This window comes from Gilliamella sp. A7, assembly GCF_002142015.1.
Classification (GTDB): domain Bacteria; phylum Pseudomonadota; class Gammaproteobacteria; order Enterobacterales; family Orbaceae; genus Gilliamella; species Gilliamella apis_A.
In genome coordinates this window covers 84,441-95,073 of sequence record NZ_NASN01000006.1, presented here as the reverse complement: position 1 = coordinate 95,073, position 10,633 = coordinate 84,441, and the positions used below count along the sequence as shown (strand labels likewise).

The window sequence follows — 10,633 nt, the reverse complement described above, 5'->3', positions numbered from 1 at the left end:
AAATAATTACCATTATTTTTCAAAAGGTTATTCTTTTGGGGGGGTAAAGATAAATTAGCTTTTTCACTACTTTGTTGAAAAATATAGTGATTTAATAGCAAAAACTGAACAACAATATGCTAATTTTAGGCTAATTTAATGAATTGGTTTTCAATAAATAGGCCTAAAATAATTGTTTTAGGCCTATTTATTATAATTTTGTCATAATTCTTGGTGGTATTGAATAATAGCTATTGTTCTTCATTATAAATTTCAAGATTTTCAGATTCTTTAATTGATAAAGGTATTTTAGTTTCAGCTCTATTATTCTCTAATTGATTAAAATAATTATCATCAACACCTTCTGTAATATACTTGCCATTAAATACGGAACACTCTAAATGGTGAATATTGGGATTTTGTTCTCGAATAGAATCAATTAAATCAGAAAGATCTTGAAATATTAATCTATCAGCTCCGATTTCTTTTGCAATCTCATCAACAGATCGATTATAAGCAATTAACTCACTCGCAACAGGCATATCGATACCATAAACATTAGGATGTCTAATTTCTGGCGCAGCCGAAGCTAAATAAACTTTTTTAGCACCGACAGAACGTACCATTTCAAGAATTTTTTCAGATGTCGTTCCTCGAACAATAGAATCATCAACAAGAAGCACATTTTTGCCTTCAAATTCAATACGGTTAGCATTAAGCTTTCTTCTTACTGACAGTTTTCTGGCATTTTGTCCAGGCATAATGAAAGTACGCCCAACATAACGATTTTTAACAAATCCTTGTCTATAAGGTTTATCTAAAATACGAGCAATTTCAAGCGCTGCATCGCAAGATGTTTCTGGAATTGGGATGACGACATCAATATCAATATCCCTCCACTCTCTGGCTATTTTTTGTCCTAGTTTTTGGCCCATTAATATCCGTGACTGATAAACAGATACACCATTCATAAATGAATCTGGTCGGGCAAAATAAACATACTCAAAAATACATGGATAAAACTGCGGATTATCAGAACATTGCTTAGAATAAAGCTTACCATCTTGGGTAATATAAATTGCTTCACCTGGTTCGACATCGCGCATAAATTCAAAATCAAGAATATCTAAAGCGACACTTTCTGAAGCAACCATATATTCTGTTTTTTCATCATCAATAACTTTTTTACCAATAACTAACGGTCGTATACCAAAAGGATCACGAAAAGCAACCAGTCCATGACCAATAATCATTGCAACACAAGCATAAGCACCCTTAATAATTTTATGAACTTGATGAACAGCACTAAAGATATTATCTGCGGTTAATGGGTAAGTCGGAAATTTATCCAGCTCACTAGCAAAAATATTAAGTAATACTTCTGAATCAGAGCTAGTATTTATGTGACGTCTTGCTAATTCAAACACCTTATCTCGTAACTGATCAGTATTAGTTAAATTACCATTATGAGCCAATGCTATACCATACGGCGAATTTACATAGAAAGGTTGAGCTTCTGAAGGACTTGAACTACCTGCGGTTGGATAACGAATATGGCCTATACCTAAATTACCCTGCAAACGTTGCATATGATGTTCTTGAAAGACATCTTTCACCAAACCATTTGCTTTACGTAATCGAAAGCGATTTTGTTCATCAATGGTTACAATCCCGGCTGCATCTTGTCCACGATGTTGTAAAACCGTTAAAGCATCATAAATAGATTGATTAACTGTACTACATCCTACAATACCAACAACACCACACATACAATGATTACCTCAAACTTATTGAACTAAAAATGAAGACGACTGCTGTATAAAATCAAAAAACCAGCGAATAATAAAATGGAAATGCGGAATAAGTTGTGATTGCACCCAATATGGGGATTGGGATAAAGGCGTAAAGGTATCAACAAAAAAGAGCACTGCTGCAACAACTAAAATACCTCTTAATACTCCAAAACAAATTCCCAATATCCGATCGGTGCTTGATAGTCCTGTTTTTTGAACTAACTCCCCTATAATATAAGAAACAATTGCACAAACAATTAATGTCGAAATAAAAAGTATCGCAATAGCAACGGCTATCCGAATGACATCACTATCAAAATAAGTCAAATAACTAGTAATGTACATATAAAAACGACTGGCAATAAAGAACGCTAGCACCCAACTAATTAAAGATAATGCTTCTTTGACAAAACCTCTAATAATACTAATCAGTGCCGATAAAATAATCACGCCGATAATCGTAAAATCAACCCAATTCATCATAATAACTCACAATTTTTATATTAATATTTATACATCATAAAATGGTTGTTAATTAGTAATAATTACACCTTTTAATTTGGTTAAATTATTTAAATTGCTAATCAACTGTTCGGCTTGCTCTCTTTTTGCATAAGGACCCACTTGTAATTTTATTAGTTGATTTGGTCCAGGATTATTTGGTATCACTTTAACGTTATAGTTATTCAGTCTTAATAAGGCAACTAGTTCCTCAATTTTTTTCTTATTTTTTAATGCACCAAGTTGGATCATATAGGGTTTATCAGTTTGTTCAGAAGATGTTGTGATTAAAGAATCAAAATTCTCATCAATAATATCGGGCGAACCTAAAGGGCTAGGATATTGATCTGAATCAGGCGTATAAGAGGATTCGCTTTTCAATTTAACATCTTGATTTTGTTCATCTATTACACCTGATTGTAATATAGGAATGGTTGATGTTAGCGAATTAGATTTATCAGTGATTATATTTGGAGCAATAATAGCAATTATTAACAAAAATGTAGCAAAACCAACAAGTTGATTTCTAACTTTATTTGATCTACATTTAATTTTCTCTTGATTATTATCCATGTTCACATTTACCTAGTTGCCTACTGTATCCAAAACGGCAGAAACGGTATGAAATGAGCCACAAACAACAATAATATCATCTTCTTTTGCTTCTTGCATAGCCTTTTGATATGCTTCATACACCGAATCAAACGTTACAATATTCGCTACATTTTCCTCTTGTAAATACTGCTTTAATATATCCGCATTACATCCACGCTCGCCATAAAGTGAAGCGCAATACCATTGATCAGCATTAAGTATAGATAAAGTACTTTTGATATCTTTATCCTTAAGCATCCCTATCACAAATCTCACTTTTCCAACTGTTGATTGTTGCTGTTTTAATAACTCAATTTGCTTGACTAAATAACTGGCCGCGTGAGGATTATGCGCAACATCAACAATGACTATTGGTGAGGATTGGATAATTTGAAAACGCCCTATCAAGCTAGTTTTTTCAAGAGCATCATCTATTTGTTCTTGAGTGATAGAAAATGGTGAATAACTAAGGGCAGCAATTGCCGTTGCCGCATTAGCTAGAGGAACATGTGGAATCGGTAGATTTTTATATTGCTTTATCGAAGAATTAAATTGCCACGATAATTTATCAATTGGTTGATAAGCCCAGTCTTTATTTACAGCAAATACAGGACAATTTACAGCATGAGCAACGTCTAAAATGGACGATGGTATTTCAGGTTCGCCAACTATAGCGATGCTTTTAGGCTTAAAAATACCCGCTTTTTCTTGTCCAATACTTTCTCGAGTATTGCCCAGATATTCAACATGATCGATACCTATTGTTGTTATAATTGCAATATCAGCATCAACAATATTGGTGGCATCTAGTCTTCCCCCTAGCCCCACTTCTAAAATAACAACATCTAATTGAGCTTGCTTAAATTGATATAAAGCTGCCAGTGTTGCATATTCGAAATAGGTTAATAAAACATCACCTCTGGCATTTTCAATCGCAGCAAATGCTTTAACAGTATCTGATGGCGTTGATTCTTGATTATTGATTCTAACCCGCTCAGTAAAACGCAATAAATGTGGAGAACTATAAACACCAACACGCTTATCAGCAGCAAGTAAAATCATTTCTAACGTACGACAAGTTGTCCCTTTGCCATTAGTGCCTGCTACGGTGAAAATATAAGGTGCTGGTTGTAATAGATCTAATCGCTCAGCAACTGATTTTACCCTTTCCAGCCCTAATTCAATGCTTGAAGGGTGTAACTGTTCCAAGTAACAAAGCCATGTCTCAAGATCTGACATGGCATCAGGGATTTTATTTTGCATGATCAGTTAAATTGTCTCATCATTAGCGAGATTATCAAAAGGATTAGGAAGTTTCATTAATTTAGCCAATAAACTAGCAATTTTTGGTCGCATATCTCGACGATGAATAATCATATCAATTGCACCTTTTTCAAGTAAAAACTCACTACGTTGGAACCCTTCAGGTAAGGTTTCACGAACAGTTTGTTGTATTACTCTAGGACCAGCAAAACCAATTAGTGCTTTAGGTTCAGCGATATTAATATCGCCCAGCATAGCTAAACTTGCTGATACACCACCCATTGTTGGATCTGTCATTACTGAAATGTATGGCAAGCCCTCATCTTGCATTTTGGCTAAAATAGCACTCGTTTTTGCCATTTGCATTAATGAGAATAGTGCTTCTTGCATACGGGCGCCACCACTGGTTGAAAAACAAATTAGCGGGCATTTATCTGCAATTGCTTGCTCAGCAGCACGAGTAAATAAAGCACCGACAACAGATGACATAGACCCACCAATAAACGCAAATTCAAAACAAGCTACGACAACCGGAATACCTAGCAGTGTTCCTTTCATAACGACCATAGCTTCTTTTTCATGAGTTTCTTTTTGCGCAGCAGTTAAACGATCTTTATATTTTTTAGTATCTTTAAATCTTAAAATATCTTTCGGAGCAAGTTCTGCACCAATTTCGATATCAGATCCTTCATCTAAAAATCGATATAAGCGAACTCGGGCAGGAATATGCATGTGATGATCACATTTCGGACAAACCTCTAAGTTTCGGTCAAGTTCAGCTTGATAAATGACCTGCTCACAATTGCTACATTTAGTCCAAACACCACCTGGAATATTCGCCTTTTTATGATCTGACGATATATTATTTTTACTCAGAATTTTTTCAATCCAGCTCATTATAATTCTCTCATTCGGTACTCTTTACAATTAACGACGTATTGTATAATACTTTGCAATAATTCTTAATACTTGTTTTTGCTTTTATTCCAATTTATCTACAATTAGATAAAATTTTTGATACTAATTAAAAATAATACACAGCCAAACTTTAAAAAAGTTTAGATAAAACAAAAATAATAATCTAAATTAAATGTTGAATGTAACATTTAACAATAAAACTATATTTAATATGACCGCAAAAAATTATTGGTATATAATTAAAAGATAATTGTTTTTCATTTTTCAGAAATAAGGGGTTATAGATGGATAAGGAAAAATCAGCCGCACCATCATTTCAAGATGTTCTTGAATACATTCGTTTGTCACGTCGTTTAAACAAATTAAAACGCGAAATCTCAGATAATGAGAAGAAAATTCGTGACAACCAAAAGCGCGTATTATTACTTGAAAATTTAAGTGATTATATTAAACCTGATATGACTTACGAGGAGCTTCAAGCTATTATTGCCAACATGAAGAGCGATTACGATGATCGTGTTGATGATTACATTATCAAAAATGCTGAAATTTCTAAGGAACGTCGCGACATCAGTAAAAAAATGCGTGGTTACCGTTCTAATTAATTTCTTTTCAAATAATACCCTTTTCAAAAAGGGTATTATTTTCTAATTAACTAACCACCAGCAAGTTTAACTTTGAATCCTTTTTCTTCTATTAATGATTTTAATAGATCACGTTTATCACCCTGAATCTCAATTTTTCCATCCTTAACTGAACCGCCACAACCACAACGCTTTTTAAGATCGGCAGCTAATTGCTGCAATTGAGAATCATCTAAGTCAAAACCTTCGATCACACAAACACCTTTACCTTTCCGACCGGATGTCTGACGTGAAATGCGAATAATACCATCGCCTTTAGGACGAGGCTTAACAGCTTTTTCAGGTGTTATTCGACCATGCTCAGTTGAATAGACAATTGGATTATCTGACATATTAATTGCTCTTAGATGAATCAAGGGTTGATAAAATAGTCTGTAATGCTTTGCTTGGCTCATCCGCTTGAGTTATAGGACGGCCAATAACTAAATAATCTGCACCTGCTGCTTGTGCTCGTTGTGGGGTCATAATTCGACGCTGATCATCAGGAGTTGAGCCCGCAGGACGGATACCCGGTGTAACCAATTTAAAATCACTACCAAGCCGTGTTCTAAAGCTCTGTACTTCTTTGGCTGAACAAACTACACCATCAAGCCCACAGTTTTTAGCCAATAATGCTAAACGAGTTGCTTGTTCTAATGGTGATACCTCAATACCAATTTCTTTAAGATCTGAAGATTCCATACTTGTTAGTACAGTGACCGCAATTAATAAAGGTGCATCTTGTCCATATTGGTAAAGCGCATCTTTTGCTGCCTCCATCATGCGCACTCCACCACTAGCATGAACATTTGTCATCCAGACACCTAGCTCAGCAGCAGCAGCTACTGCTTTAGCTACCGTATTAGGAATATCATGAAATTTGAGATCTAAAAAGATATCGAAACCTTTTTGTTGTATCTGTTTAATAAAATCAGGACCAGCATGAGTAAATAATTCTTTACCGATTTTAAGGCGGCAATCTTTAGGTTCAACTTTATCAATAAAATTCCATGCGGATTTTGTATCAGAAAAATCAACAGCAACAATAATTGGAGATGACATAACTTAGTTATTCCTTTTAATTATAAATTTTTAACTATTCTTTTTAATAAATTCATTTAAATCAGCATAGAATATACGAGCACTTTCTTTATAGCCTTGTAATGTTTGATGTATTAAATCTGGACGAGCAAGGTCTTGTTTAAGCCAATCTTTAATAGAATGAGGGCCACCCATAGCCCGTTGCCAATCCCAAAATAGCGTTTTTTCTGATTTAGCGACTTGCTTTTGGATACTCATTACTTTAGAAAAAGACTTTGGAAAACTCTTTTCATTTAACATCGTATCAGGTGGCGTCATTAATAATATTACCGAATTTGGTGATGTTTTGCGAATTTGACGAATATTTTCCACTAAATTTTTTCGATAAGTATTAGCATCTAAAGTTTCATCAAAACTTTCATTTGTGCCATATTCAAGAATAATCAAATCACTTTTTAATGCTGATAATTCATTTAACCAGTTTGGTCCCCATTTCTGCCATATCGTCAGTTTGGCACCATTGGTCGCAATCGAAGAGACAATAATCCCAGATTGTTTATAACGAGTTAACCTTATACCACCAATTTCAATATCGCTAGTTGCTTTGATAGAAAAAGGGGCTTTAGTGATAAAAGATATTGTTTGCCAGATATCACTTTTGGATGAATAATTAATATCTATTTTTTTATCATTAGCATCATATATATTCAACAAATTAGAACTATTTTTTAAAGCTTTAAAAGTTAATTGTACTTGCCAATTTTTATTGCCAGCATTTTTAGGTAACAGTTGTATAGTCGCAACATCTTCAATTGGTTTAGCAATAAATCCACCCATCGGGAAATCTAAATTACTTAATGTACGGCTACTTAATACACTCCAATTTTCTGCTTTCCAAGTCACCTCCGCATGGCTTTGACCTTTTATCGCTATTGGGGTAACCCAACCAATCCCCGCATTACCATATTTTTGTTGCATCAATGTTCGAAATTCACCAGTAAAAAAATCTGCTGCAGAGTGAGAATCGCCAAGCTGAGTAATATTCACAACTTGATTTCTATTGTTATTTTTAGACAATGAATTTAGACGTTGGATAAATTGTTTGCTATTGGGATCGCCAAAGTCAACTATACTTGATAATGTACTTGTTCTACTTTCAGCAATACTGCAACCAACAGAAACAGTGACAATCATTACAGTAAAAATATACTTTAAAAGTTTAATCACTATCATTGTCCTCTAATTGTTTAAAAATAATTTTTTCCATAATAGCGGTGGCTAAAATTTTCTGGCCAGTGATTGTAAAGTGGATGCCATCATCAATCCTTACTTTTATTTTTCCTTTACCGGAATCAACAAAACTAGTAAATTTCTCATAAGTACAACCTAACAACTGATTAGTAATTAAAAAATGTTGTTGTACTTTTTCTATTTCAGATTGATACAACATATTTAAATACACCATGTCATCATTAAGTTTTGATTTACGCATACAAGGTGGGGCCAGCCAAAGGACTTGTACATCATGTTCATAAGCACTATTCAAAATAGCAGCTATACGCAAACGATATTGTTCTTCCCATACAGGAGATTTGTATTTCACATATTTAGGGTATCCTTTTACAGGAAAATCCCAAGGATCATTAGGCCCCAAAAATACTACAAGTAATTTAATAGAAGGATCTTTATTTAAGTTATCACTAATTGTTTTCGGCCAATTAAAGGCATTTGGATAAGCAAGACCAGTGCTTTGTTTACTAAGATCAATGCTTTCTATTTTATATTGTTTGAATAACATTTTTTTGGCATATGGTGCAACACCTTGCATTAATGAATCACCAACAAAAAAGACCTTATCATTTTTGGTTAACACTATTGGTTGTGGTTCAGAAATTAATGGGACATCACGTTTTGGCTCTTTAGGTGTTTCAATATCAGTCAATAAAGGTGTTTGATTGTTTGTGGGCTCATTCACTTGGTTATCTAATTGAGTAACTTTTTTATTATTAGAAATGGATTGATTTTGTTGTTTATTCGTTTGGTTTATTTTAACAATCTCTGGTTGTGAAATAATTAGAACATTTTTAATTAAATGAATATTGGTATCTTTTAAGTTTTCATCCTGATCGACAATTATTGCTTGTGATTCTTTTACATCTCCTTCAAAATCTTCTTTTATGAAGTCTTGGGTAACACTTCCTGTACTAAAAAGGTCGGAATGATAAGTTTGTTGCCAATAGATTAAAATTGAGCTGTGATAAATTGTAATTAGTGCAATACCGGTAATAAATAACAAAACAAAAATCTTTTTTGCTGAAAGCGTGTCTTGCTTATTTAGTAAGCAATCTGATTTTTTAAAGATTTTTTTATTATTAAAAGTGTTATTTTTCAACACCCGATTTTGCTGTCCAGTCTTTCTGGACCTATTTCTTCTATTTTTCGAAAATGTTTTTTTGTAGGTCATTTTAGTTTTTCATCATAATCAAAAATTAGCATAAATAAAATTAGGAACGCCAGAAGGTGCTAAATAGATTGTTAGCCATAGTATAAGGACAAAAAAGACTGGCAAGTAAATACTATTTATTCTACTAAGTTGTACCGCACACCACGTAGGAATATTTTTACATATTGGATATATTAAAAATACGACACATATACTTATAAGTGCCCCTATATAATGAGGTTGAACTGTGAAATTATGGCATAACGCATTTAAATAATCTAATGCATCTGCGAAGCTCTCACAGAAGAAAAATAGCCAAGTAAAACAGACATAGTGCCAAGTTAATAATCGAGCAATAATTGGTGAACGTTGCGCTATCCATCCACGACCTAAATAACGGTCTAAAATATTAAGAAAGACGATGCCTATACCATGACAAGCACCCCAAATAATAAAATTAATTCCAGCTCCATGCCATAATCCAGACAATAACATAGCTAACATCACATTAATTTGAGTGCGAACAAAACCACATCGACTGCCACCTAGAGGAATATAAATATAATCTCTAATCCAATGAGATAAACTAATATGCCAACGCTCCCAAAACTCGCGTAAATTAGAGGCTAAATAAGGAAAATTAAAGTTAATCGGCAGCCGGAAGCCTAATAAAAGCGCAATCCCAGTCACTAAGTCAGTATAACCAGAAAAGTTAAGATAAATTTGCATAGCATAAGCATATAAGCCAACTAATAAATCGATGACACTATATTCTAATGGATTTGAAAAAATTGGCGTTACCCAATTTTCACTAATTAATCCCCCCAGACAATAAACTTTTATGACTGCTAGAATAATTAGTGTAAAAGCTCGGAAAGGATCTAAAATATCTCTCGGTTGGCTTACCGCAATTTGAGGCAAAAACGTTTTTGCTCGATTGATTGGCCCTGCAATGATACTAGGAAAAAAAGCTAAAAATAAGGCAAAATCCCAAAAGTTTGCTAATGGCAATTCTCTTTTTTTAATTGAAACTAAATAACTTACCGAATGGAAAGTATAAAATGAAATGCCGATTGGTATAAGAACTGTAACAACAGGTAATAAAATTGGTAAGTTTAAAAAATTACATAATGACTGTAACTCATATCGAAAAAAATCAAAGTATTTAAATATAGCTAAATTAGTAATTGAGGCAACCAATCCTAAAATCAACCATCGCTTGGCATGATTTTGGGAGGAAGTAATCATAACAGAAATAAAATATATCGAACAAGTATAAATAAAAAGGATAATAGCAAACTGTAAACTATAGCTACCAACAATAAGATAACTTGAAATCAAAAGTAATTTATTCTGAAATTTTGGTAATACTCTAACAGCCCAATATATCGCAAAGAAAACCACAAAAATTAGACCAAATTCAATCGATAAATAACTCACTGCAATCCTTTCATTTGTAAATATATCGTTGACCAAAA

General features: G+C 33.4%; 11 protein-coding genes. 1 reads left to right on the top strand and 10 read right to left on the bottom strand.

The features are described 5' to 3' along the window. Window positions 1-230: 230 nt before the first annotated feature. The 5 genes from purF to accD are packed head-to-tail and all read right to left on the bottom strand — an operon-like array spanning window position 231 to window position 5,027. A complete protein-coding gene (gene purF / locus B6D18_RS03335) occupies window positions 231-1,748 on the bottom strand; it encodes an amidophosphoribosyltransferase (protein ID WP_086363134.1) in 1,518 nt (505 codons plus the stop codon). Between the two features lie 18 nt (window positions 1,749-1,766). Beyond that, window positions 1,767-2,252 (bottom strand): CvpA family protein, encoded by a 486-nt coding sequence (locus tag B6D18_RS03330; protein WP_086363141.1) that lies wholly within the window; start codon window positions 2,250-2,252, stop codon window positions 1,767-1,769. Between the two features lie 51 nt (window positions 2,253-2,303). After that, the gene (locus B6D18_RS03325) at window positions 2,304-2,846 is read right to left on the bottom strand and encodes an SPOR domain-containing protein (protein WP_086363133.1); all 543 of its coding nucleotides are present in this window, start codon (window positions 2,844-2,846) and stop codon (window positions 2,304-2,306) included. 12 nt (window positions 2,847-2,858) lie between these two features. After that, entirely contained in the window at window positions 2,859-4,130 is a 1,272-nt protein-coding gene (gene folC / locus B6D18_RS03320; protein WP_086363132.1) for a bifunctional tetrahydrofolate synthase/dihydrofolate synthase, read from the bottom strand. Window positions 4,131-4,136: 6 nt separating this feature from the next. Further along, window positions 4,137-5,027, bottom strand: coding sequence for an acetyl-CoA carboxylase, carboxyltransferase subunit beta (gene accD, locus B6D18_RS03315; RefSeq protein ID WP_086363131.1), 891 nt, complete (start codon window positions 5,025-5,027; stop codon window positions 4,137-4,139). A gap of 305 nt (window positions 5,028-5,332) precedes the next feature. Between accD and tmaR the strand changes: the two genes are divergently transcribed. Further along, the gene (tmaR, locus tag B6D18_RS03310) at window positions 5,333-5,653 is read left to right on the top strand and encodes a PTS system regulator TmaR (RefSeq protein ID WP_065577725.1); all 321 of its coding nucleotides are present in this window, start codon (window positions 5,333-5,335) and stop codon (window positions 5,651-5,653) included. A 50-nt stretch (window positions 5,654-5,703) separates the two neighbouring features. On the opposite strand, the gene yciH is transcribed toward tmaR, so the two are convergent. From yciH to B6D18_RS03285, 5 genes are all read right to left on the bottom strand, one after another. Beyond that, the gene (gene yciH, locus B6D18_RS03305) at window positions 5,704-6,024 is read right to left on the bottom strand and encodes a stress response translation initiation inhibitor YciH (protein WP_086363130.1); all 321 of its coding nucleotides are present in this window, start codon (window positions 6,022-6,024) and stop codon (window positions 5,704-5,706) included. Between the two features lies 1 nt (window position 6,025). Then, window positions 6,026-6,733 (bottom strand): orotidine-5'-phosphate decarboxylase, encoded by a 708-nt coding sequence (gene pyrF / locus B6D18_RS03300; protein WP_086363129.1) that lies wholly within the window; start codon window positions 6,731-6,733, stop codon window positions 6,026-6,028. Between the two features lie 30 nt (window positions 6,734-6,763). Further along, a complete protein-coding gene (locus tag B6D18_RS03295; protein WP_158092513.1) occupies window positions 6,764-7,939 on the bottom strand; it encodes a GDSL-type esterase/lipase family protein in 1,176 nt (391 codons plus the stop codon). Next, complete coding sequence (locus B6D18_RS03290; protein WP_158092512.1) at window positions 7,932-9,107, bottom strand: SGNH family hydrolase; 1,176 nt, start codon at window positions 9,105-9,107, stop codon at window positions 7,932-7,934. The genes B6D18_RS03295 and B6D18_RS03290 overlap by 8 nt, the downstream gene beginning before the upstream one ends. A gap of 87 nt (window positions 9,108-9,194) precedes the next feature. Then, complete coding sequence (locus tag B6D18_RS03285; RefSeq protein WP_086363126.1) at window positions 9,195-10,595, bottom strand: MBOAT family protein; 1,401 nt, start codon at window positions 10,593-10,595, stop codon at window positions 9,195-9,197. Window positions 10,596-10,633 lie beyond the last annotated feature (38 nt).

Excerpts from the sequence above, each read along its gene's own strand:
- folC (WP_086363132.1), bottom strand. The coding sequence starts at position 4,130 with ATGCAAAATAAAATCCCTGATGCCATGTCAGATCTTGAGACATGGCTT.
- purF (WP_086363134.1), bottom strand. The coding sequence starts at position 1,748 with ATGTGTGGTGTTGTTGGTATTGTAGGATGTAGTACAGTTAATCAATCT.
- B6D18_RS03325 (WP_086363133.1), bottom strand. The coding sequence starts at position 2,846 with ATGGATAATAATCAAGAGAAAATTAAATGTAGATCAAATAAAGTTAGA.
- yciH (WP_086363130.1), bottom strand. The coding sequence starts at position 6,024 with ATGTCAGATAATCCAATTGTCTATTCAACTGAGCATGGTCGAATAACA.
- B6D18_RS03330 (WP_086363141.1), bottom strand. The coding sequence starts at position 2,252 with ATGAATTGGGTTGATTTTACGATTATCGGCGTGATTATTTTATCGGCA.
- tmaR (WP_065577725.1), top strand. The coding sequence starts at position 5,333 with ATGGATAAGGAAAAATCAGCCGCACCATCATTTCAAGATGTTCTTGAA.
- accD (WP_086363131.1), bottom strand. The coding sequence starts at position 5,027 with ATGAGCTGGATTGAAAAAATTCTGAGTAAAAATAATATATCGTCAGAT.
- pyrF (WP_086363129.1), bottom strand. The coding sequence starts at position 6,733 with ATGTCATCTCCAATTATTGTTGCTGTTGATTTTTCTGATACAAAATCC.